This is a genomic window from Streptococcus parasanguinis (assembly GCF_009717775.1).
In the GTDB taxonomy this organism is placed as follows: Bacteria; Bacillota; Bacilli; order Lactobacillales; family Streptococcaceae; genus Streptococcus; species Streptococcus parasanguinis_AG.
Window position 1 is genome coordinate 714140 of record NZ_WMZF01000001.1, and the last position, 22102, is coordinate 736241.

At 44.1% G+C, this 22102-nt stretch carries 21 protein-coding genes; 3 read left to right on the top strand and 18 right to left on the bottom strand.

Features of this window, described 5'->3' with window-relative positions; all coding sequences use genetic code 11:
• Positions 1 to 2: 2 nt before the first annotated feature.
• Entirely contained in the window at positions 3 to 899 is an 897-nt protein-coding gene (locus tag GMC92_RS03680) for a carbohydrate ABC transporter permease (RefSeq protein WP_014713543.1), read from the bottom strand.
• A gap of 15 nt (positions 900 to 914) precedes the next feature.
• Positions 915 to 1832 (bottom strand): ABC transporter permease, encoded by a 918-nt coding sequence (locus tag GMC92_RS03685; protein WP_049488399.1) that lies wholly within the window; start codon positions 1830 to 1832, stop codon positions 915 to 917.
• A gap of 195 nt (positions 1833 to 2027) precedes the next feature.
• Between GMC92_RS03685 and GMC92_RS03690 the strand changes: the two genes are divergently transcribed.
• Both GMC92_RS03690 and GMC92_RS03695 read left to right on the top strand, forming a co-directional pair.
• Positions 2028 to 3695 carry a sensor histidine kinase gene (locus tag GMC92_RS03690; RefSeq protein WP_049488401.1) on the top strand — a complete coding sequence of 556 codons (1668 nt, stop codon included), beginning with the start codon at positions 2028 to 2030 and terminating at the stop codon, positions 3693 to 3695.
• Positions 3676 to 5220, top strand: a complete 1545-nt coding sequence (locus GMC92_RS03695; protein ID WP_049488403.1) for a helix-turn-helix domain-containing protein — start codon at positions 3676 to 3678, stop codon at positions 5218 to 5220. Before GMC92_RS03690 ends, GMC92_RS03695 begins: the two co-directional genes overlap by 20 nt.
• 43 nt (positions 5221 to 5263) lie before the next feature.
• Here GMC92_RS03695 and GMC92_RS03700 read toward each other — a convergent pair whose 3' ends face one another.
• From GMC92_RS03700 to yghU, 13 genes are all read right to left on the bottom strand, one after another.
• Entirely contained in the window at positions 5264 to 5461 is a 198-nt protein-coding gene (locus GMC92_RS03700; protein WP_155199760.1) for a DUF3272 family protein, read from the bottom strand.
• 38 nt (positions 5462 to 5499) lie between these two features.
• Positions 5500 to 7176 (bottom strand): DNA polymerase III subunit gamma/tau, encoded by a 1677-nt coding sequence (dnaX, locus tag GMC92_RS03705; RefSeq protein ID WP_155199761.1) that lies wholly within the window; start codon positions 7174 to 7176, stop codon positions 5500 to 5502.
• Positions 7176 to 7673, bottom strand: coding sequence for a GAF domain-containing protein (locus tag GMC92_RS03710; protein ID WP_049515482.1), 498 nt, complete (start codon positions 7671 to 7673; stop codon positions 7176 to 7178). The genes dnaX and GMC92_RS03710 overlap by 1 nt, the downstream gene beginning before the upstream one ends.
• Positions 7674 to 8155: 482 nt before the next feature.
• Entirely contained in the window at positions 8156 to 8836 is a 681-nt protein-coding gene (locus tag GMC92_RS03715; protein WP_155199762.1) for a YoaK family protein, read from the bottom strand.
• Between the two features lie 191 nt (positions 8837 to 9027).
• The gene (udk, locus tag GMC92_RS03720) at positions 9028 to 9666 is read right to left on the bottom strand and encodes a uridine kinase (protein ID WP_003002524.1); all 639 of its coding nucleotides are present in this window, start codon (positions 9664 to 9666) and stop codon (positions 9028 to 9030) included.
• Positions 9667 to 10087: 421 nt separating this feature from the next.
• On the bottom strand, positions 10088 to 11200 hold the full coding sequence (locus GMC92_RS03725) for a hypothetical protein (RefSeq protein WP_155199763.1): 1113 nt from the start codon (positions 11198 to 11200) through the stop codon (positions 10088 to 10090).
• A 125-nt stretch (positions 11201 to 11325) separates the two neighbouring features.
• Positions 11326 to 12372: a dTDP-glucose 4,6-dehydratase gene (gene rfbB / locus GMC92_RS03730; RefSeq protein ID WP_155199764.1), complete on the bottom strand. Its 1047-nt coding sequence runs from the start codon at positions 12370 to 12372 to the stop codon at positions 11326 to 11328.
• A 202-nt stretch (positions 12373 to 12574) separates the two neighbouring features.
• Complete coding sequence (locus GMC92_RS03735) at positions 12575 to 13168, bottom strand: dTDP-4-dehydrorhamnose 3,5-epimerase family protein (protein WP_155169518.1); 594 nt, start codon at positions 13166 to 13168, stop codon at positions 12575 to 12577.
• Complete coding sequence (gene rfbA / locus GMC92_RS03740) at positions 13168 to 14037, bottom strand: glucose-1-phosphate thymidylyltransferase RfbA (protein ID WP_003002772.1); 870 nt, start codon at positions 14035 to 14037, stop codon at positions 13168 to 13170. The genes GMC92_RS03735 and rfbA overlap by 1 nt, the downstream gene beginning before the upstream one ends.
• A 551-nt stretch (positions 14038 to 14588) precedes the next feature.
• Positions 14589 to 15680, bottom strand: a complete 1092-nt coding sequence (locus GMC92_RS03745) for an NAD(P)/FAD-dependent oxidoreductase (protein WP_173019401.1) — start codon at positions 15678 to 15680, stop codon at positions 14589 to 14591.
• A gap of 6 nt (positions 15681 to 15686) precedes the next feature.
• Positions 15687 to 16484, bottom strand: a complete 798-nt coding sequence (locus GMC92_RS03750) for a Nif3-like dinuclear metal center hexameric protein (protein WP_155199766.1) — start codon at positions 16482 to 16484, stop codon at positions 15687 to 15689.
• Entirely contained in the window at positions 16471 to 17160 is a 690-nt protein-coding gene (locus tag GMC92_RS03755; RefSeq protein WP_155199767.1) for a tRNA (adenine(22)-N(1))-methyltransferase, read from the bottom strand. Before GMC92_RS03755 ends, GMC92_RS03750 begins: the two co-directional genes overlap by 14 nt.
• Positions 17161 to 17429: 269 nt before the next feature.
• Positions 17430 to 18218, bottom strand: a complete 789-nt coding sequence (gene yghU, locus GMC92_RS03760; protein WP_155199768.1) for a glutathione-dependent disulfide-bond oxidoreductase — start codon at positions 18216 to 18218, stop codon at positions 17430 to 17432.
• A 136-nt stretch (positions 18219 to 18354) separates the two neighbouring features.
• Here yghU and add point away from each other — a divergent pair, with 136 nt between their 5' ends.
• Complete coding sequence (gene add / locus GMC92_RS03765) at positions 18355 to 19374, top strand: adenosine deaminase (RefSeq protein ID WP_155199769.1); 1020 nt, start codon at positions 18355 to 18357, stop codon at positions 19372 to 19374.
• A gap of 368 nt (positions 19375 to 19742) precedes the next feature.
• On the opposite strand, the gene GMC92_RS03770 is transcribed toward add, so the two are convergent.
• The 3 genes from GMC92_RS03770 to GMC92_RS03780 form a co-directional block, all read right to left on the bottom strand.
• On the bottom strand, positions 19743 to 20426 hold the full coding sequence (locus GMC92_RS03770) for a DnaD domain-containing protein (protein ID WP_155199770.1): 684 nt from the start codon (positions 20424 to 20426) through the stop codon (positions 19743 to 19745).
• 9 nt (positions 20427 to 20435) lie between these two features.
• Positions 20436 to 21380, bottom strand: coding sequence for a homoserine O-acetyltransferase MetA (gene metA / locus GMC92_RS03775; protein ID WP_155124784.1), 945 nt, complete (start codon positions 21378 to 21380; stop codon positions 20436 to 20438).
• 101 nt (positions 21381 to 21481) lie between these two features.
• A complete protein-coding gene (locus GMC92_RS03780) occupies positions 21482 to 21994 on the bottom strand; it encodes an adenine phosphoribosyltransferase (protein ID WP_045759627.1) in 513 nt (170 codons plus the stop codon).
• Positions 21995 to 22102 lie beyond the last annotated feature (108 nt).

The following is a 22102-nucleotide window of genomic DNA, read 5'->3' on the forward strand; positions in this document are numbered from 1 at the left end:
TCCTATTCTTTCAAGGCCCCTATCATGACACCTTGATTAAAGTATTTTTGGACGAATGGATACAGCATCATAATCGGTGCTGTTGAGATAACGATGGCTGCATATTTCATCATATCAGCCTTAATACGGAGGTCAGAAGCTACCTCCCCTGTTGCTTGCGATTGCAACATTTGATTACTAATTAAGAGACGGCGCAGGATCAATTGCAGGGGTTGAAGATTTTCATTGGTCAAATAAATCAGGGCATTGAACCAAGAATTCCAGATCCCTACTGCTGTCCAAAGTCCAATAACGGCAATAATAGCCTTGGACAAGGGGAGCACGATCTTTCTGAAGTAATGAATGGTTCCGCACCCATCGATCTGTGCGGCTTCCCACATCCCTTCTGGAATACTATTGTTAAAGAAAGTCCGAGCTACAACAATATTGTAAGGAGATACTGCAAACGGTACGACCATTACCCAGAAGGTGTCGACCAATCCCAATTGTTTAACTGTCAAATAAATGGGAATCAAGCCCCCAGAGACAAACATGGGAACGATAAAGAAGACACTGACCCATTTCTTAGCAAAGAGGTCCTTTCGCGACAAGGCGTAACCAGCCGGGATATTAATGACCAGAGCAACGATGGTTCCAACAACCGTGTAGAGGATAGTGTTGAGATAGCTCTTTAGAAACAAAGGCTGTTCAATCAAGCGTTGATAGCCATCTAGTCGCCATTCCCTCGGGATAAACCACACCTTACCAGTTGCCACATCAGACGGATTACTAAAGGAGGCAATAATGACAAACCACAAAGGGTAGACAATCAACAGAATCAAGCAAATCGCTAGACCATAGATAAAAATATCAAAGAGGATTTCTGACTTGGTCTTTCTCGCATGTTGAAATAATTTCACAATTTCTCCTCCTTCCTAGAACAATCCTGTCTTGGTATAGCGTTTCGCAAACCAGTTGACCGACAGTAAGATGATCAAGTTGACCAAGGTATTAAAGAGACCGATCGCTGTCGAGTAACTATATTGAAAATTAATCATCCCCACTTTGTAGACATAGGTCGAAATGATTTCACTTCCTGCCAGATTGAGTGGATTTTGCAAGAGCAAGACCTTTTCAAAACCAACACTGAGTAGACTTCCTGCTCTGAGAATCAGGAGAATCATCGCCGTTGGTAACAGTAAGGGTAAGTCAATATGACGGATCTTTTGCAATCGACTCGCTCCGTCCATAGTCGCTGCTTCATAAAAAGTCGGATCAATGGCTGATAAAGCGGCTAGATAGATGATACTATCCCAACCGATATGTTGCCAGACATCACTCCAGACATAGACACCCGCAAAGCTACCTGGTTTAGATAAGAGGGCAGGCATCTTTAAGCCGACTAATTTGAGGACATTGGCTAACAGTCCACTACTTGGAGAGAGAAAGAGAATAATCATCCCACACATGACCATGGTCGAGATAAAATGAGGCAAATAAGTCGTTACTTGAAAGATTTTTTTGAACTTGCCCACACGAATCTGGTTGCAAATGATGGCTAGAACAATCGGCAAGGGAAAACCAACCAGAATACTGTAAATAGAAATTTTCAAGGTATTCTTCATGGTTGTCGCAAACTGGAAGGATGAGAAGAACTGGTTAAAATACTTAAGACCAGCCCAAGGACTTCCAAATATCCCAGTAGCGGGAGAGTAATCTTTAAAAGCGATGACTAGACCTGCCATAGGGATATAGGCAAATAAAAGCAATAAAATAATCGATGGTAGGAGCAGCACATATAAAGGAATATTTTTCTTAAATTTACTCTGCTTCGCATTTACTTCACTTTTCATAAGGCCCTCCTTTTCTTTCTCCTCTATTTTATAGGAATCCTTTCCATCTTTATAGAACTTTTTCGTGCATCTTCATTCACTTTTCCGTTTTCACCACACAAAAACATGCACTTTCCCGATTTTTTTTACTTTACTATCGGTTTTGTCCATGAATCCGTTTTCAAATAGTGCTATAATATATGTGAGGTGCTCATTATGAAAGCTATTCACAGAAGTACACGAGATCACTCGATTCAATTTTTTTCGCGCCTACTCTTTCTCCTCTTAGTCGTCAATACCTTGATCAACCTTTTGATTGGTGGGATTAGCCGAAATTTTATTAAACACCAAAATATGCTCCATTTAGAGGACTCAATTCATATTTATGCGGATTCCTTAAATACAGAGCTTCACTCCGTTGAGCGTTTTATGTACAGTACTATTAGCCACAATGACTATTTGACAGAGCTCAATACCCCGCTTGATTTCACGGATTTTCATGAAAATCTAAAAAAATTGCGAATCGATTTCACGGAGTTTCAGTACCAGATGGATAGCCCCATTACCTTTTTCATAGAGACAAGAGATATCCCTCATTTTATCAATGCCTCCAGTCTTCAACTGCCTTACCTGGACTATGTACAATTGAAAGATCATCTTAAAACCTATGACAAAGAAACAGACAAGACCAGTCAAAAATGGCAACGAATCAGTCTGAACCAGCATGATTATCTCTTGAAATCTCTCCATTACAAGGGAAAGTCTATCTATGCCATCATTTCTACCCAGGATATTTTAAAACCCTTGCAAAAGCTCAATATTGGGAAAAAAGGACGCTTATCCATCGATCGTCCCAACCAGATCCATGCTACAGATTCCGTCATTCAAGCCGATAGCAATCAAACCCATCTGCCTTTTGATCTGTATGTGACGGTCGATTACGGGGACGTTTTCCGTACAAATATCGTACTGGAAACCCTTCTCTCCTTGGTCCCTTTGATCATCGCCGTTCTCTCTACCATTCTGATCCTTTATATTCGTCAACGGATGATCCAACCGATGAAACGACTCACCCAGCGTCTTTCTCAGCTAGATGCCGCTTCTACCAAGCTAGATGTGATCGAAGACCAAGGGATCTTAGAGATCGATCAGGCCAATCACAAGCTCAATCAGGTCCTAATCCATATGAAGGACCTCCAAATTCGAGCCTACCACGCGCAACTCAACCTCAAAAAGGTCGAACTCAATTACCTCAAAAATCAAGTCCGACCCCATTTTTACCTCAACATGCTCTCCATGATTCACAGCATGCTCCAAACCAAGGACTATAAAGAAATCGAGGAGTTGACCAAGGTGACTTCCAACTACTTGCGTCACCTCTTTCAAGCCAACCAAGATTTCAATCGCTTAGCAGATGAAATCCAACATATCCGAAATTACCTAGAGATCCAGAAAATCCGCTATGGGGACAGCATCCACTTTGACCTGGACTGGGATCCTGGTCTGAAAGATGCGGCCATCCCCCCTCTGCTTTTACAAACCTTTGTGGAAAATGCCATCAAACACGGCTTTTCTTTCCAAGATTTCTTCCACATCCAGCTTGCCATTCATGAAGAAGCAAACCAACAGCTTGCCATTTCCCTTCAGGATAACGGTCCTGGTTTTAGCTCCGCTATCTTACAAGATCTAGTAGAAAAGAAATCCTTAGTCACAGAAGATGGCCACCACATTGGTTTGACCAATGCACGAGAGCGACTAGATCTCCTCTATCCAGATCACTACACGCTTCAATTTTCAAATGGATCCCAAGGAGGTGCCCACATCCAACTGAGCCTTCCTTATGAACCCTACAAAGGAGACACACATGAATATCCTACTCGTTGACGATGATCGTTTTATCATTAAAGCCCTGCAGGAAACCATCCATTGGGAAGCCTTGGGCATTGAGCAGGTATATACCGCCTCCAGTCTGAGCCAAGCCCAAGCCATCATTCAAAGCCACCCAATCGCCCTCATGATCAGTGATATAGAGATGCCACAAGGCAGTGGGCTAGATCTCCTAGCTTGGGTCCGGTCAGAAAAATATGACATTCAAACGATCTTCCTCACCAATTATGCTGATTTCAATTATGCCCAAAAAGCCATTGAACTCCAAAGTTTTGAATACTACCTCAAACCGATTGACCCCGAACGCTTAGAATTTATCATTCAAAAAGCCCTCAATAAGATAAAGCGCCACAAGAGTGCGACCCAATTAGCCCAGCAAGGGCAAAAAGAAGCTGAATTTTGGCATGACTACTTGCGAAAACCGCGTCCATCTCAAGCAGAACTGCTCCTTCAAGAAGTAACAAAACGAGGCTATAGCCCCAAACCACATGAAGACTACCTCTTAGTCCTCATCACTCTCCACTTAGTTGAAGAAGACTTTCACCCCAGCGTCCCTTCTTGGCGCTTGCAGCTCCGCCATTGTATCAAGGATCTCTCCCTAGATTTTCCAGTCCACTACTGCGCCCTCAGTAAAATCGAAAGCCAGACCGATCGCTACCTCTGCCTCTTCAAAAAGAATCAGACTACAGAGTGTGCAGACTTCCTAAAGGCTATCCAGCAGAAGATCCAGCAAGACTTAGACCGATCCTCTATCCTTCTCTATTCAGATGCCATTTCCCTTGAGACGCTCTTGATGAAGGCTCTGCAACTCTGCCAATACAGTGAAGAACAAGTTTTCCATTGGAACAGTATCCACTCCTACACTTCCTCAAATCCAGCACCTCAAAAGCCCGCTCATCGAATATCGCTTGCTTTTACAAATCAACTAGAGACAGAACAGCTTCTCCAAATCATCCATAGCTTAGAGAATCAAGATCGCATTCCGCTCTCAGCTCTTAGTGAACTCCAGCTAGACTGGACCCAGCAAATTGGGATTTATCTGGATAAGAACGGCATTCTCGCCCACAAGTTATTTCAAAACAAACACCATCAATTTCTCTTCGAACGGCGGTTTCATGCCATCGAAGCATTTGAAGCCTATATTGGGGATTACTGGAGCTCTGCTCGCCATTATGTGATCGATCTAGAACACCAATCCAATCTCATCCAGCGGATCATTGACTACATCGATCACCATTACAAGGAGGATATCAGTCGCACTAAGTTGGCCGAAATGGTTTTTCTTAGTCCAGACCATCTAGCACGGATGTTTAAGCGCGATACCGGCGAAACCCTGGTGAAATACATCACCGATAAACGGATGGCCGCCGCAAAAGAGATGCTATCGCAAAGCAATACCCCCATTTACCAAGTCGCCCTCCAGGTGGGCTACGACAACTACTCTTACTTTACAAAGGCTTTTAAACAAAAGGTCGGCCTCTCCCCAGGAGATTACCGCAAACAATGCCAAAAAGCCTTTTAAAACAAGAAAAAAACCTTTGAAAAAGAATTTCTTTTCAAAGGTTTCATTTTCTTTTCTTCTTAATTTCTTTTTCAATGGCACTAGCAATTTTCTCCACCATATAGGCCGTCTGGAGATTGCGCAAGATCAAGAGGGCCCAAAAACATGCAAAGAGCATTTGACCCGCTATGGTCGCTTCATTGAAAAAGTATGTCTCCATAGCAGTAAAGACTGCTAACACTGCAAATTGTTTTCTATTCATAAAATTATTTTACCATGATTCAGTAAAAAATTCATGTATTAATCGTCTTGCAGGGTGATTTTATCGGATAAAAAGTGAAATTCCTCAGGGATGACACTTTCCTCTTCTTCTACCACTTCCGCTTTTGGCCCACGCGCCTTAGCCGAAAACTCTGCCCGGATTTGGGTCCATTCTTCCATCGAAACCGCTAAAATCTCTGGCGAGAAGCCAGCAGCATTGCTGAGGATATTTCCAAACATGGTATTGAGGTTGTCCCGCTTCATGGTCTGTTCAGCATTAAAGGCCGATTCAAAGGCTAAAATAGCGTGATTTTCATTGGCAGCGACCGGCTGAGATCCGATTAAGAGGGCCTTATCCGCACCTGCCAAGCTCTCGATAATTTCCCCCCAAGCGTTCTGAAGACGGATCAAGTTGGTCCGTGCTAACTCTGGGTTTTCAACCGCCTCTTGTAAAATGGCGTTGACCTTGTTGCGATCTGCCCGGTACCCCTTGCTCGACTTGGTAGGGCGAGCTACTGCTGGTTTTGAAGCAGGAAGACTGCTACCTGATTGCGCTAACTGTTGCTTGAGCTGAGCGACTTCCTTCTTCAAGTCTTCCAGCTGAGCTAGCACATTGGAAGGAACCTCCACTGCTACTGAGTTAGTAGCTTGGCCTGTGCTTTCAGCCAATTTAATGGTCATCATTTCAGTGTAGATGCGCGGTTGCAGACTATTTTTGATATCCGCTAGACTGGTCGTCGCCTGGTCAATCAGGTCAAAAAGACGGGCTTGATCGGCTTCAAGATTCGCCGCAAATAAGTCACTAGCGTGAGTGTTTTCTCCGCCTGTCTGAACAATCAAGAGATCTCTCAGGTATTGAAGTATGTCCGTGACGAAACGGGCCATATTCTTCCCGTTATCAAAGATAATCGCCAGCTGATCCAGCGCCGCCGTCGCATCATGAGCCAGGATGGCAGCCACGTACTGATCGAGCGCAGCTAGACTGATGGAGCCTGTAATTTCTTCAGCGATTGCTGTCGTCAACTCACTACCCGCAGTCAGACTCAGGGCTTGGTCCAAAATGGACAAGGCATCCCGCATCCCACCTTCAGCGCGTCGAGCGATGATCTGCACAGCATCTGCTTCATAGGCAATCCCTTCTGTAGCTAGGATGCTTTCCAAATGGTGAACGATATCCGGCAGTTTGATGGATTTGAATTCAAAGCGTTGCACCCGAGACAGAATGGTGGCTGGAATTTTGTGTAACTCCGTTGTTGCGAGGATAAAGACCACGTTTTCCGTTGGCTCTTCCAACGTCTTCAACAAGGCATTAAAGGCCCCTGTTGAGAGCATATGGACCTCATCAATAATGTAGACCTTGTGCTTGGCTAGACTTGGAGCATAAGTGGATTTGTCGCGAATATCTCGAATCTCATCGACCCCATTGTTGGAGGCCGCATCGATCTCGATGACATCTTCTAGGCTCCCATTGGTAATGGATTCACAGATATAGCAGTCGTTACAAGGCTCCCCATTGACTTGATTAGGACAGTTCATAGCCTTAGCAAAGATCTTGGCCACACTGGTTTTCCCAGTTCCACGAGGTCCAGAAAAGAGATAGGCATGGCTGATCTTGTCCTGCTCCACTGCCTGTCTCAAAGTCCGTGCCACCACTTGCTGGCCGACCAATTGACCAAAGGTCTGGCTACGGTATTTCCGATATAAAGCTTGATACATTAGTTCTTAACTCCAAACATCTTAAAGTCCCAGTTTGTCTTTTCGATCAAGAGAGCGACAAACTCTTCCAAATACTCTTGATCCAGCTGATCGTAGTCAGAGACGCATTCTGAGTCCAGGTCTAATACCCCAAGGAGCTGACCGTCCTTGACCATAGGTACCACAATTTCACTCATGGCCCGGCTATCACAGGAAATATAGTTGGCATGTTGGCGGACATCATCGACAATCATGGTTTCCTGCTTTTGAGCTGCTTCTCCACAGACACCCTTTCCAAGTGCGATGTGGACACAAGAGACGCCCCCCTGAAAGGGTCCCAAGATCAATTCTGACTGGTCATACAAATAAAAACCCGCAAAGACAGAACGAGGCAGGGCTTGATTTAAGAGGGCACTGGCGTTAGACAAATTGGCCAAGGCATTGCTTTCACCTGTTAAGAGAGCGTCTAACTGTGCCAGTAAAAGTTGGTATTGTGATTCTTTTTCCGAATGTTTCATACCTTTCATTATACCAAATCTTTGCCCAAAAATTAAGCTTCAAACAGCGAAAGAAAAGAGAGTGGGACAGAAATCGGTCATTCGTTAGAATTCGATTTCGTCGTCCCATCTCCGCAAAGTTGAGTAGGGCTGTAAAAGCTGATTAAATCAGCGTAGTAGAGCCCACTCAACCACTGCGTCTTGCTCGACAATCCTAAAATAATTGAGAGGCTAGGACTTTTGTCCCAGCCTCTGGAATATAGATAAAGTTATCTTAAAAACTTTCCTTAGGTGAGGACGGACGTCAGCGAACTTCGAAGAAGTTCCATGGCTAATTATTGAGCCTAAGGTCTCAATAATTCCGAGTGCTAGAAACAATTGTGTTTCTAGCACTTTTCTCACGGCGGAAAGTTTCAATATTTTCTTGATTCATTTTAAAAATGAAATCTCAGTTTTATTTCTTTGCAGAATCATTTAACTCATTCTTCTAAAAATTATTTTATCTATTCATGCCGCCGATTGAAGTGAAAGACTTCAAAATATTGAATGGCCCGGTAGATTAAAAAGATGGTCAAGATGATGGCCACTAGCCAGATAGTTTTTAAACCATAAAACTGGATCAAGTAGGTCGAAAAGATGGCCCCACAGACGAAACTCCCGATCAAGCAGGTCATAAAGATGGCTTCCCAGAGGAATTTCATCTCCTTTTCTCTGACAAAATTTCCATAAGCCACCATGGTTTTCTTGAGATTTCCGGTCATAAAAGAGTGGTTGTAGGCATAGCTACCTACTTCTCCAAATGAGGTCGCTACGATTCCCAAACTCAGGCCAAAAAAAGGCACGATGAAGACATTTTTTACCGATGCTGGCAAAAATCCCGTCACCAAGGTTGTGAGGATAAAGGGTACCAAGGTACTGAGGCGCCAAACTGAGTTGTCAATCAAGCGACGCAAAACCGTCATCAAAAAGATTCCCAACATAAAGGCCAGCATGGTTGCCAACTTTACTTCCACATCCGAGATCTGCTGGCCAATCAAACCGACCGATAGAAAGACCACATTTCCTGTCTGACCAGCCGCCAAGGTTCCACCCCGACAGATAAAGGTATAGGCATCTGAAAAACCAGCACACATGGTCAATAAACAAGCGAACGCCTTGGTCCGCGAATGAAACTCCCTTTTCATTTCCATTCTCCCTAGGAAAAAGAGGGAGTGGTACAGAATGTTAAAAAACATTTCTCATACCACCCCCGAAACATTGATTGAGAACTCTTTCGAGCTTTTAGGCGAATGAAGAGTCCAATCAACTACTGCGATATTCAATTATTGCATCTAATAGCTAAGGATTGGAGATCGATTACCCTCACTCCAACTTTCTATTTCCCTTCACGCGCCTCGTTGAGGATTTTCTCAATCTTGGTTGTGATCAAATCAATCGCAACCGTATTGGTCACGCCCTCAGGAATGATCACATCCGCATAGCGCTTGGTTGGCTCGATGAACTGGTGGTACATCGGTTTTACCACACCAAGGTATTGCTCAATGACGCTATCAAGACTCCGGCCACGCTCCTCCATATCGCGCTTGATCCGGCGAATGATCCGTACATCATCATCCGTGTCAACGAAAATCTTGATGTCCATCAAGTCCCGAAGGCGCTTGTCTTCAAGGACTAAGATCCCTTCCACGATGAAGACATCCTGAGGTTCCTGACGATAGGTCTTGCTGCTGCGCGTATGCTCCGCATAGTCATAAGTTGGAATATCTACCGGACGACCCTCCAAGAGTTCATTGATCTGCGCAATCATCAAGTCCGTATCAAAGGCAAAAGGATGGTCATAGTTAGTCTTGATCCGCTCCTCAAAGGTCAAATGACTTTGGTCCTTGTAATAGGAATCATGCTCAATCATGGCAATCTTTTCATTCGGGAAATTGGCCAAAATGGCACGAGACACACTGGTCTTTCCACCACCAGAACCACCAGTAACACCAATAATAATAGGTCTATTTTGCATTTTCTACTCCATTACCTGTAGTCGCCTGAGAAGAAATAGACATCTCAAACACATCTTATCCATTTTACCATATTTTTGCCTAGACATGAATAGTTTTTCAGTATGAAGTTTGAAAATAAAAAAGACCTTCCGGTCCTTTGATTATTTAGATAAACTAGTTCTTTAGAAAAAAAGCCAAGTGATCTTGCAAAGAAATAAAAATGCGTTCTAATTTTTTAAATGAATCAAGAATATACTGAAACTTTCCGCCGTGAGAAAAGTGCTAGAAACAGTGATGTTTCTAGCACTCGGGAGTTTTGAAACCTTAGGTTCAAAACTAAGTCATGGAACTTCTTCGAAGTTCGCTGACGTCCGTCCTCACCTAAGGAAAGTTTCTAAGATGACTTTGTCTTCAATCTAAAAGGACCTTGCGGTCCTTTCATTATTTAACTTTTTCTAATTTTGCAGCAAATTCATTACCACCACGTAAGACGAGTATATTTTTTCCACCGTTTACAGGTACGAAACAATAATTTGAATTAGCTTGTATATAGACTTCCTTAGCGCTCTTCACTTGATAGCCTTCTGATTTCACCGCTTCTTGAATTACTTCAAATGTGTGTTCGATCTCTTCTTTAGAAGTCGTGTCTCCATCATACTTTTCTGAATCAGCTAGAGAATAGAATGCGTAAGCCTTGCTATCGTAATACTTATCACTAATAATTCCGTGATCTGAAATCTGAACAGTTGTATTATCTCCTTCTGTCACATTCTTCCATTTTCCAACCATGGCCTTTGGTGTTTCAACCTTGTGATAGACCAAATTTTCTTCAAAGTTTCCTTCGTATGATTTATAAGTTTTCAAGTCGAATAAATCATTTCTTAAAATAATATTGCTTCCATCTTTTTGGAGCAAGTTATAGCGTGTGTTCCCGCCAGACTTAATAACAACTATTTCTGTCGTCTTCAGGTTAAATTTCTTATCGACATCCGCAAGTGAATGCAAGTCCGTCGCATTTAACAAAGAAAGTGCTGTATTAAATTCTTTTTTCGCTTCATTGCCCTTGAGAACCTTTTTGATGGTCTCATCACCATTGACTCTTTGTTTCTTTCCACTTAGTTCATAAGTGATAGGACTTGAATCCGTATTTCTCAACCAAACGCCATCTACACTTGGTCCACCTGAAAAGAAAAAGAACCAAGCAAAAGCAATCACTGCGACAAGTCCTCCAACTGCGCCTCCAATTTGGGCTTGTTTATTGAAAGAAAATGTCAATTTTTTCGGTCTTGGAACAGGTTGTAAGGTTTTCGCAGATGGCTGCGGTTGGACAACAGCTGTCTGTTCTTGTGAAAGAGGTGCGCTAGGTGCAACAGGTGCTTCCTGAGAAGGAGCCTGCGCTTCAGTTGCTGGAGCTGGTGCCTCAGTTGTTGGAGCTGGCGCTTCTTTTCGCTCTACGACAAACTCCCCTTTTTCACGCGCTTCTTGAAATTCTTGCATACTTGGCTTGCGACCATTGACCGCTTCAAAGTATTCAACCCAATCTTTTTGATTCATCATATCCCCCTTATTGATTTATCCTAAAAACTAATCATATTATACCACAAATCCATGGTTAATTTTTTGATTTTCAGAAAAATATCTGAAAAAGTCCAAGCGATTTCCCACTTGGACCTTCTTCATTATTTCAAAACTTTTTGTGTTTTCGCGTAGTTGGCTTCTACAGCTTCTTTTTCAGCTTTCCACCAGTCTTGGTGGTCTGTGTACCACTTGATGGTATCTTCCAAACCTGCTTCGAAGTTTGTGAATTGTGGTTCCCAACCCAATTCTTCACGCAATTTAGTTGAATCGATGGCGTAACGCAAATCGTGACCAGCGCGGTCTGTTACACGGTCGTAGGCGTCTTTTGGTTGACCCATTTTTTCAAGGATGAGCTCAAGCACTTCCTTGTTGTTCTTTTCACCATCGGCACCGATCAAGTAAGTTTCACCAATACGGCCTTTGGTGAGGATAGCCCAAACACCAGTTGAGTGGTCGTTGGTGTGGATCCAGTCACGGACGTTCTTCCCTTCACCATAAAGTTTTGGCTTGATGCCAGACAAGATATTGGTGATTTGACGTGGGATGAATTTTTCGATGTGTTGGTATGGCCCGTAGTTGTTAGAACAGTTTGAAATGGTTGCTTTAACACCAAAGGAACGAACCCAAGCTTTCACAATCAAGTCTGAAGCAGCCTTGGTTGATGAATAAGGTGATGATGGGTTGTATTTGGTTTCAGCAGTGAATTTTTCACCAGGACCTTCTCCATGTCCAGGAAGATCTTCGCGCAATGGAAGGTCTCCATACACTTCGTCTGTTGACACGTGGTGGAAACGAATGTCGTATTTACGAGCTGCTTCCAAGAGTGTGTAAGTTCCAACAAAGTTTGTATAGATAAATGGAGATGGATCTTTGAGGGAGTTATCATTGTGGCTTTCAGCCGCATAGTGAACAATAGCATCAGCCTTGACAGCCAATTTGTCAACTAATTCAGCATCAGCGATGTCTCCCACAACCAATTCAACACGGTCCCCAAGGATTTCTTCGATGTTGGCACGGTTACCAGCGTAAGTGAGTTTGTCAAGGACAGTCACATGCACGTCTGGATGGTTGTTGTAGACATAGTGTACGAAGTTTGAACCGATGAAACCAGCTCCACCGGTTACGATGATATGTTTATATTCTGACATTTTTTCTCCAAATAGTTTTTAGTTTTGATTTTTCCTTTAGCTAGTGGGGGATGCCAGCAACCCTTCGGTTTCATGGCTCAATCGGAAGCCGAAGTCTCCGGATTTCCCTACAAGATTCCCTACGGCAATCTTGTTTCCACTAGGGCAGGAACAATCCTACCAGGCTCCTTGCAGTCGCGATACTGCTCTGCAAGGTTCATTCTTACAAATCTTCTGCTTTTAGGGGTTTGACATCTTTGAGCAATGGGTGGTTCTTGTCTGCTTCTGAAACTTCTGCTTCTGCCAAGTTTTCCCATTGAATGTCTAGGCTTGGGTCTGCGTAGTTGACAAAAGCATATTTTGGCTTGAGCTCCAATGCCCAGTAGTCATTGACCAAATAGCTGTAGGCCACTTTGTCAGACAAGACTTGGAAGCCATTGGCTACGCCACGAGGTACGAAGATCCCTTTAGAGGCGTCAATCACAGTTTGGTAGGTGTTCCCAAAGCTATCGCCTTCGCGAAGGTCTACCCAAGTTCCAAGAACCTTGCCTTCATCTGCTACAGAGATGTACTTGTCCCAAGGTTCTGCATGCAGACCACGTAAGACATGCTTGCGTGAAAAAGAAACGTTGTTTTGTAACTTGCCTTCCGCAAAGAAGCTTTCAGGAAATCCAAGAGGAAGCATTTTTTCCTTTTGGAAGTTTTCCTTGAACCAACCACGGTTATCCCCATGAACTGGAATATCAAACTCCATCAAGCCTGGGATGGCTTCAATTTTGCGGGCTGCTAATTCTTTATCAAAAAATTGTTCCGTCATTATGCTTCTCCAATCAAACGGAGCAAATATTGTCCGTATTCGTTTTTCTTCAGTGATTGCGCTAATTCATGGACTTGTTCTTTGGTGATATAACCCATGCGATAGGCAATTTCCTCAAGGTTAGCTACTTGGACATTTTGCAAGCGTTGAACAGTTTCGATATATTGAGATGCTTGCAAGAGGCTTTCGTGAGTCCCCGTATCCAACCAAGCAAAGCCACGGCCCATGAGCTCAACAGAGAGATCTCCACGCTCCAAATAAGCCTTGTTAACATCGGTGATTTCAAGCTCGCCACGAGGACTTGGTTTGATGTTTTTGGCAATCTCTACCACATCATTGTCATAGAAGTAAAGTCCTGTCACCGCAAAGTTGGATTTCGGATGTTCTGGTTTTTCTTCGATAGAGATAGCGTTCATATCCGCGTCAAACTCTACCACACCAAAGCGTTCTGGATCTTTGACTTGGTAACCAAAGACAGTCGCACCTTTTTCTTTGGCTTCTGCCCGTTGCAACATCTTGGTTAAGCCATTTCCGTGGAAGATATTATCCCCAAGGATGAGGGCAACGTGGTCGTCACCAATAAAGTCTTCTCCGATGATGAAGGCTTGCGCCAAACCATCAGGACTTGGTTGCTCTGCATAAGAGAGAGAAATTCCTAGCTCAGAACCATCTCCAAGAAGCTCTTCAAAACGAGGTAGGTCTTGAGGAGTCGAGATAATCAGGATATCTTTGATCCCAGCCAACATAAGGGTTGACAGCGGATAGTAGATCATTGGTTTGTCATAAATGGGCATCAATTGTTTAGAAGCCGCACGTGTCAATGGATACAAGCGAGTTCCTGAGCCCCCTGCTAAAATAATACCTTTCATAATGTTAGGCCTTTCTACGTAGTCATTACCCTTATTTTATCATGTTTATATAAAAAAGTCACCTTGCATTTGTGTTACAAGGTGATGACAGGTTGTTGGTTCTATAGTCTCGTTAACGATCTTCATTATCGTGTTTCAAATAGGGCACTTTGACTAAAGCTCCCTGATATCCTTTAATTCACTGATCACTGCTTCTCTTCTGAACCATCCGAATATCTTACCCTTACTCTTGATTTTGTCGTGCCTCTCCTAGAATCCATAAAGCTCTGATATTCTTCATCTTCATTATGATAGACGCCTATCTTAATTTTATTCGCATCTTTATTATAGGCTAGTACATGTTTCTTGGAACTCCCATCAGAAAATGTGAGTTTTACCTCAGCTCCCCATGCGTCTGACGGAATGGAGCTATACGAAGGATTTAGAATCTCAATCTCCTCAATTCCCTCGTAAGAATTCTTCAAGGTCTTTATAAGGCTAACTTCATACTCTTTATTGCGTCTTGCTCGACAATCCAAAGACAATTGAGAGGCTAGGACTTTTGTCCCAGCCTACTTCTTCACATATTGTTCAACTGGATAATCCGCTGAATCTAAGCGCACCTTTCCTCCTACCACTAGTTGGGCCAGGTGCCACCCAATGATGGGACCTGTTGTGAGGCCAGACGAACCAAGTCCACTAGCGACATAGAGGCCTGCTCGATCAGGAACAGCTCCCCAAAATGGTGAAAAATCACTGGTGTAGGCACGACTTCCCACGCGCTCCCCGACGACTTCCGCTTGAGCTAGTTCTGGATAGTAAAACAGAGCTTCTATTTCCATCTGATTTAGCAGAGCTTGATCCACCGTCAGGTCAAAGCCCATCTCATTTTCATGGGTGGCTCCCATACTGATCTTGCCCTGCTGAAATGGAATGATATCCAGCTCTCCTTCCGGCATGACAACAGGATAGTCATCAGTATCTAGCTCTAGCTGATAATCCCTCAACTGTCCTTTTTGGGGACGGACATCGACTTGGTAGCCAAGTGGATCGAGGATTTGCCCCAGCCAGGCCCCTGTTGCTAGGATGACTTGGTCATAGTTTTCACCAGCAATCTGATAGCCATCACTTGAGACTGAGAGGGTAGCCTCTTCCTGGACCACTCTTGCCCCACTTGCCTGAAGAAGGGTTTCCGTCAGAAGAGCTCCTTCTACATGGGCTCCACCTGATGCATAGACCAGCTTCTCAAAACCTTGCAGACCTGGGAATTGCTGGGCTACTTCTTCTTTGGTTAAAATCGCCAAGTCTCCAATCAAGGGAGATTCTTCCCGACGGCTCAGCGCCAACTGATAGAGTTCCTCTAATTTTTCCTCATTTTTCTTGAGGAGATAGACACCGGTCTGCTGGTAAAAATCTGTTTTAATTCCGTCCTTGACCAGATCTTCTACCAATTCTTGGTAAAAATCTGCTCCCAGACGAGCCAGGCGATACCAGGCTTTATTTCTCCGCTTGGAAAACCAAGGGCTAATAATGCCTGCCGCCGCCTTAGTTGCTTGGCCCACTCCATGGTCATAGACGGTCACATTCACCTGTGCTTCTTTAGATAAATAATAGGCTGCAGTAGATCCCACGATCCCTGCACCAATAATGGCAACTTTCATCATGACCCCTTAGATATGATAAAAAGGATTGGTGCTGGCTTGACTGCCAATCACCTCAATCTCCCACACTTCTTCAGCCTTCCACTGATTGAGCTTTTCTACTAATTTTGACACAAAAAGAACTTCGATATGGTGTCCTGGATCCAAGGCCAGGAGACCATCGCTCAGCATGTCCTGAGCCGTGTGATAGTAGATATCTCCTGTGATATAGACCTCTGCTCCCCTGGCGAGAGCATCCTTGTAAAAGGACTGGCCACTTCCTCCACAGATGGCGACGCACTCAATGACCCGATCCAGGTCAGCCTGATCATAACTGACCAAGCGCAAAGCATCTAAGCCAAAGGTTTCTTTGACCTTGCTAGCCAACTGGCCAAAGGTTTGAGTAGCTACCCGACCGATGCGACCAATTCCGAGCCCTTCTCTCGTCAAACTGAGGGGCTCTGTATTTTCAATGTCCAAGAGCTGGCAGAACCAATCGTTGAGACCATCTGGGACAATGTCAATATTGGTATGGCTGACGTAGACTGCGATATCATGCTTGATCAAATTGATATAGATCTGATTTTGAGCCCGATCAGCTACCAAATCCTTGATGGGACGGAAAATCGGCGCGTGCTTGACGATGATCAAGTCCACCCCATGAGCGATAGCTTCCGCCACCGTCTGCTCGCGGATATCTAAGGCCACCATGACCTTATGGATGTCTTTTTGCAAAGTGCCGACCTGTAGCCCACGGACATCTCCGTCCATGGATAGTTCCTGAGGACAGTAGGCTTCATAGCGTTTGATGACTTCACTTGCTAACATGTAGAACCTCCTTGATGTGAGCGATGCGCTCTTCTAACGATGCTCTGGCAGATTGATTCTCGACAGGGACCTGCTCCAAGGCAAAGGCTAATTTCTCCACTTCCTTGGACCACTTTTGGACAAAGGCTGGAGCTTGTTCCCGCATCAAATAGGGACCAAAACGCAGTTCCTTGGCTGTCAACTCTTGAGAACCCTGTTCCACCACGAGGATCTCATAGAACTTCTCATTTTCTTCCAAGATGGCTTCATCAACAATGCGGAAATCATGGTTTACCAACCAAGCCCGCAGTTCATCTTCCCGATTATTGGGCTGTAGAACCAAGCGAGAGACATTGGCTAATTTCTCAAGACCTGCCGCTAGGATATCTGCAATCAAGCGTCCTCCCATGCCAGCAATAGTGATACAGGAAATGCCGTCTGCTGGTTCAAAGGCAGCCAAGCCATTGGCCAGGCGGACTTCGATCTTGTCTTCTAAGCCATTATCCGCAACATTTTGGAGGGCAGATTGATAAGGTCCCTCAACCACTTCACCAGCAATAGCAGCCTCAATCTTGCCTTCTTGTAAGAGGGCGATTGGGAGATAAGCATGGTCACTCCCCACATCCAACAGACGCGCCCCAGCTGGGACGAAACTAGCCACCAAGTCCAAGCGATTTGATAATTTTGTAAATTCCATGTGCTACTTTCTAAACTTTTATTCCACCCTTTAGTATACCATGTTTGCACCATTAAAAAAAGGCGCAACGGCGCCTTGTCTATTATGGAAAGGTATTATTTAGACTTTCCTTAGGTGAGTCCGGACGTCAGCGAACTTCGAAGAAATTCCATGACTAAGTTTTGAGTCTAATGTCTCAAAACTTCCGGGCACATGAAACTTATACGTTTCATGTGCTATACTCACGGCGGAAACTCTCGCTATCATCCTCAACAAGCCGATACTAGACTTTAGTTAATTTCCTTATAGCTTACTTCCAAGCCACGTTTCACAGCTGGGCGATTGGAGATTTTCTCTGTCCAAGCCTGCAAATGCTTGTATTCCTTCACATCTAGGAAAATTCCCGCACGATCCCAGACCTTGTCTTGAGCTAGACGGCCATACCAAGACCAGATGGCAATATCCGCAATGGTGTAGTCATCTCCTGCAATATAAGGTTTTGTAGCCAATTCTTTGTCCAGTAGGTCCAATTGGCGTTTGGCTTCCATGGCAAAGCGGTTGATGGCATACTCGATTTTTTCAGGTGCGTAGTGGAAGAAATGTCCAAAGCCTCCACCTAAAAATGGCGCAGCCCCTGTCTGCCAGAAGAGCCAGTTAAGCACTTCGGTCCGTTTAGCAGGATCTGCTGGAATCAATTGTCCAAATTTCTCGGCCAGATACAGGAGAATATTGGCTGATTCAAAGACCCGAATGGCTTGGTCGCCTGATTGATCCAACATGGCTGGAATTTTTGAGTTGGGATTGATGGCTACAAAGTCACTACCAAACTGATCTCCCTCTCCAATCTTGATGCGATAAGCGTCATAGCCTGCATCCACTCCCAGCTCTTTGAGCTCTTCCAGCATAATAGTCACCTTGATTCCATTTGGGGTTGGAAGAGTATAGAGTTGGAAAGGCTGGTCGCCTTTTGGAAGAGTTTGTTCAAAGCGGGCACCTGCTGTTGGTTGGTTCAAGCTACCCCAGGCTCCACCCATTTGATTTGGCGCTTCCCATACTTCTGGTAATTGATAGTCTGACATCTTTCTTCTCCTTTATTTCGCTACTCTTAGCATATCAAATCCAGGCGTTACTTTCAAAAATCTGCTACGCTAGCTTTACTTGACTTTTCTTGGCAAAATGATAGTATAGAAAAAATACATTTTAAGGAGAAAAAATATGTCCATGATCGATTTTCATAGTTTGGCAAAGACGGAACTCCACTGTCACTTAGACGGTTCCTTGTCTCTTCCGACTATTCGCCAATTGGCAGCTATGGCCAATATTGACCTCCCTGCTAGCGATGAAGAGCTCAGACACCATGTCACTGCCCCTGCCCACTGTGAGAATCTTTTGGACTATTTGGAGGCCTTTGACTACATCCGGCCCCTCCTTCAAACCAAGGAAGCCTTGACCCTTGCTGCTTACGATGTCGCTAAGCAAGCGGCTCTGGAGAATGTCCTCTACATCGAGGTTCGTTTTGCCCCAGAATTGTCCATGGACCAAGGACTTACAGTCCCAGAAACGATCGATGCTGTCTGCGATGGTCTACGCCAAGCCCAGGAGGAATTTGGCATTGTTGCAAAAGCCTTGGTCTGTGGCATGCGCCAGTCAGATCAAGAAGTCACATCTCGCATTCTTGCAGAAGCTAACCAAGTTAGCGATCAGGATTTTGTTGGTTTTGACTTTGCTGGGGATGAGCACAACTACTCCCCAGAAGATATTCGACCTTTAATCGAGCAAGTCAAGAGTTACCATCGGCCCATGACGCTTCATGCAGGTGAGTGTCATTGCCCACACTTTGTTGCCCAATCGATTGCATTTGGTATCAAACGCAATGGCCACGTGACAGCTCTATCTCATGAACCAGCCTTACTCCAATCCTTTATTGACAATGGGGTCACTGGTGAACTCTGCTTGACCAGCAACCTACAGACAAAAGCAGCGCCGACTTTAGAGGATTTCCCTTATTTGAAAATGAAGGAAGCAGGTGCTCGAATCAGTATCAATACCGATAACCGGACTGTATCTGATACCGACCTCACCAAGGAATATGCCCTCTACCATCAGCACTTCCAAACCAAGGAAACTGACTTTTACCAACACAATGTCGATGCTATCCAGGCTTCCTTTGCTAGTGACGAGGAAAAACAAAAACTCCTTACCAAACTAGAAAAAGCCTATGCAGACTATCTATAAACGAAAAATGCTAGCAATATATGACTGCTAGCTTTTTGTATGGTTAAAAATTATTTTTCAATTAAGAACCTATTTGTTTCAGTAAAAATAATGTCTTATTTTTAAAACTATTCAAGTATAAACTAAAAACTTTCCGCCGTGAGAAAAGTGCCTGAAACACTATTGTTTCAGGCACTCGGGAGTTTTGAGAGTAAAACAGTTTGGGAAACTGTTTTAGCCTGAGCCCAGAAATTAAAGAGCGAAGGGGCTCAATAATTAGTCATGGAACTTCTTCGAAGTTCGCTGACGTCCGTACTCACATAAGGAAAGTTTCTAGGAAGACTTTACCTTCCATCTGCAGCTAGCACTTTTATAAAGTGCTAGTTTTTTTAATCCTTCCACAAATCCATGGCCTTCAAGAAATCGTCTGAAACGGTCACATTGCGTGGGTTGTTTTGCTCACGTTCTTGTAGTTTCGCCTCTACTTGGGCCAGGCTGTTGATGCCTTCACTGCGCCAGTTGCGTAAAATGGCTTGGATATATTTCCAGTGAGGCTTGCCGTTAAAGACAGCTTCTCGTAGGGCTGCCTTGATCACGTCTGGATCTGTCTGATCCTCGCGCACAGTCTTGGTCAGGTCTTCAATTTCAAAAGGTGTCAAGAGTCGTCCCAGTTCTTGTTGGAAGGTTTCCACCAAGTCCTTGATGACATTTCCCTTCGCAGGCGCGCTTTGTGCCTTCCCTTGTGTCTGGGCTTCTAAAATCTCATCCAAGCGCTCCAGGGCAATGGTCGCATCAAAGATGGCTTCAATCTCGCCATTGAGCTCAATAGTCCGGTATTGAAGAAGTCCCTTGGTGGTCAAATTGGACATAATCCGATTGACCTCTGTCACCGTTTTTCCTAGATGACTAGCAATCTGATTGGGAGTTAAGGCCTCTTGGCCAGTCGTATTTTGAAGGAAGAAAAACTGCCAAACCAAGTAATCATCTGCTTGGTCAAACAATTCATGATAATGAAAAAGCAAGGCACTTGGAAGAACCAAGTTGCCATACTTAAATGCTTGTGAATATGTCATAATTCCCCTTTATAGGTAACCATAAAATGAAATATCTTTTTCCAATTCTTCCAAGCGGTAAGGTGTTTCTTGATAAACCGCATAGTTGATCCAATTACTAAAGAAAGTCGTCGCAGCTAGATTCCAACGAATGCGAGGCTCTGTATTAGCGTCATCCCCATCAAAGTAATTCTTGGGAACGTCCGGATCCAAGCCCGCCTTGACATCTCGGTGGTATTCTTTTGCCAGTGTATCGCGATCATATTCCAGATGGCCAAAGCTATAGACCTCACGCATGTCTGGACTAGCAATGATGGAAAGTCCAACTTCATTTCCCTGAGCGATCACTTGAAGATTGCTCTTTTCAAGGACTTCCTTCAAAGGAATATCTGTATAGCGAGAATGAGGGGCAAGGAAGCGATCGTCAAATCCTCTCATGAGCAGACTATCAGGACGCACCACTGCTTGGTCATAGATACCGGATAGCTTGTCACAGAGCTCTACTTTTTGAATCCCGTAGCGGTGATACAATCCAGCCTGGGCTCCCCAACAAAGGTGTAAGGTAGAAAAAACATGACGCTTGGCCCATTCAAAGACCTGGGTTAATTCTTCCCAGTAGTCCACTTCCTCAAAGTCCATCTTTTCGACAGGCGCCCCCGTCACAATCAAGCCGTCATAGTAATTATCCTTGATATCCTCAAAAGTCTTGTAAAAACTCTCCATATGCTCTGCCGCTGTATTCTTGGATTCATGGCTGGCCATGTAGAGGAAATCTACATTGATCTGCAAGGGCGTGTTGGCAAGAAGCCGTAAGAGCTGGGTTTCTGTCGCAACCTTGGTCGGCATCAGATTAAGAATGAGAACATTCATCGGCCGAATATCCTGGTGAGTCGCCCGAACATCATCCATGACAAAAATATTTTCTGAACGAAGAATATCTACTGCAGGTAATTTTTTATCTAGTGTAATTGGCATAAAAAGCTCCCATCGTGCAAGTTCTTAACTAACATTATATGATAGGAGCTTATAGTTTTCAATTATGGTTTTTCTGTATCCAGTTATAGTATTAGACTATATCAGTAATGCATCAAAACTTTGTAGTCGTAATCGCCGATCGCTTCGCGACCTTTCAATTCATCCAACTCGATCAAGAAGGCACACCCTGCAACGATCCCACCGAGTTTTTCGATCATTTCGATGGTTGCTTTCACCGTACCACCAGTCGCCAAAAGGTCATCAACGATAAGGACGCGTTGACCTGGTTTGATGGCATCTGCGTGCATGCAGAGGGTATCCACACCGTATTCTTTTTCGTAGTCAGCAGAAATAACTTCACGTGGCAATTTACCAGGCTTACGAACAGGCGCAAATCCAATTCCCAACTCAAAAGCGACCGGACATCCAACGATGAACCCACGCGCTTCAGGACCAACGATCATATCGATCTTCTTATCCGTTGCGTATTGAACGATTTCACGAATCGCATAACTATAAGCATTGCCATCTGCCATCAAAGGGCTGATATCACGGAAGGTAATTCCTTCTTGTGGATAGTTTTCAATGCTTGCAATGTAATCTTTTAAATTCATGGTTAACTTTCTTTCATAAAAAATTTTTACATTCCATTATACCATGAATTCTACTAACTTGCATCATTTTTGCCAAATCATTTTCCCAAGTCTCTGCGTCAAATGCAA

Excerpts from the sequence above, each read along its gene's own strand:
- GMC92_RS03715 (WP_155199762.1), bottom strand. The coding sequence starts at position 8,836 with ATGAAAAGGGAGTTTCATTCGCGGACCAAGGCGTTCGCTTGTTTATTG.
- yghU (WP_155199768.1), bottom strand. The coding sequence starts at position 18,218 with ATGTCAGACTATCAATTACCAGAAGTATGGGAAGCGCCAAATCAAATG.
- rfbA (WP_003002772.1), bottom strand. The coding sequence starts at position 14,037 with ATGAAAGGTATTATTTTAGCAGGGGGCTCAGGAACTCGCTTGTATCCA.
- GMC92_RS03750 (WP_155199766.1), bottom strand. The coding sequence starts at position 16,484 with ATGTTAGCAAGTGAAGTCATCAAACGCTATGAAGCCTACTGTCCTCAG.
- GMC92_RS03755 (WP_155199767.1), bottom strand. The coding sequence starts at position 17,160 with ATGGAATTTACAAAATTATCAAATCGCTTGGACTTGGTGGCTAGTTTC.
- GMC92_RS03700 (WP_155199760.1), bottom strand. The coding sequence starts at position 5,461 with ATGAATAGAAAACAATTTGCAGTGTTAGCAGTCTTTACTGCTATGGAG.
- udk (WP_003002524.1), bottom strand. The coding sequence starts at position 9,666 with ATGCAAAATAGACCTATTATTATTGGTGTTACTGGTGGTTCTGGTGGT.
- GMC92_RS03690 (WP_049488401.1), top strand. The coding sequence starts at position 2,028 with ATGAAAGCTATTCACAGAAGTACACGAGATCACTCGATTCAATTTTTT.
- GMC92_RS03745 (WP_173019401.1), bottom strand. The coding sequence starts at position 15,680 with ATGATGAAAGTTGCCATTATTGGTGCAGGGATCGTGGGATCTACTGCA.
- dnaX (WP_155199761.1), bottom strand. The coding sequence starts at position 7,176 with ATGTATCAAGCTTTATATCGGAAATACCGTAGCCAGACCTTTGGTCAA.
- GMC92_RS03770 (WP_155199770.1), bottom strand. The coding sequence starts at position 20,426 with ATGACATATTCACAAGCATTTAAGTATGGCAACTTGGTTCTTCCAAGT.
- add (WP_155199769.1), top strand. The coding sequence starts at position 18,355 with ATGTCCATGATCGATTTTCATAGTTTGGCAAAGACGGAACTCCACTGT.
- GMC92_RS03735 (WP_155169518.1), bottom strand. The coding sequence starts at position 13,168 with ATGACGGAACAATTTTTTGATAAAGAATTAGCAGCCCGCAAAATTGAA.
- GMC92_RS03685 (WP_049488399.1), bottom strand. The coding sequence starts at position 1,832 with ATGAAAAGTGAAGTAAATGCGAAGCAGAGTAAATTTAAGAAAAATATT.
- GMC92_RS03710 (WP_049515482.1), bottom strand. The coding sequence starts at position 7,673 with ATGAAACATTCGGAAAAAGAATCACAATACCAACTTTTACTGGCACAG.
- GMC92_RS03725 (WP_155199763.1), bottom strand. The coding sequence starts at position 11,200 with ATGAATCAAAAAGATTGGGTTGAATACTTTGAAGCGGTCAATGGTCGC.
- GMC92_RS03780 (WP_045759627.1), bottom strand. The coding sequence starts at position 21,994 with ATGAATTTAAAAGATTACATTGCAAGCATTGAAAACTATCCACAAGAA.
- rfbB (WP_155199764.1), bottom strand. The coding sequence starts at position 12,372 with ATGTCAGAATATAAACATATCATCGTAACCGGTGGAGCTGGTTTCATC.
- GMC92_RS03695 (WP_049488403.1), top strand. The coding sequence starts at position 3,676 with ATGAATATCCTACTCGTTGACGATGATCGTTTTATCATTAAAGCCCTG.
- metA (WP_155124784.1), bottom strand. The coding sequence starts at position 21,380 with ATGCCAATTACACTAGATAAAAAATTACCTGCAGTAGATATTCTTCGT.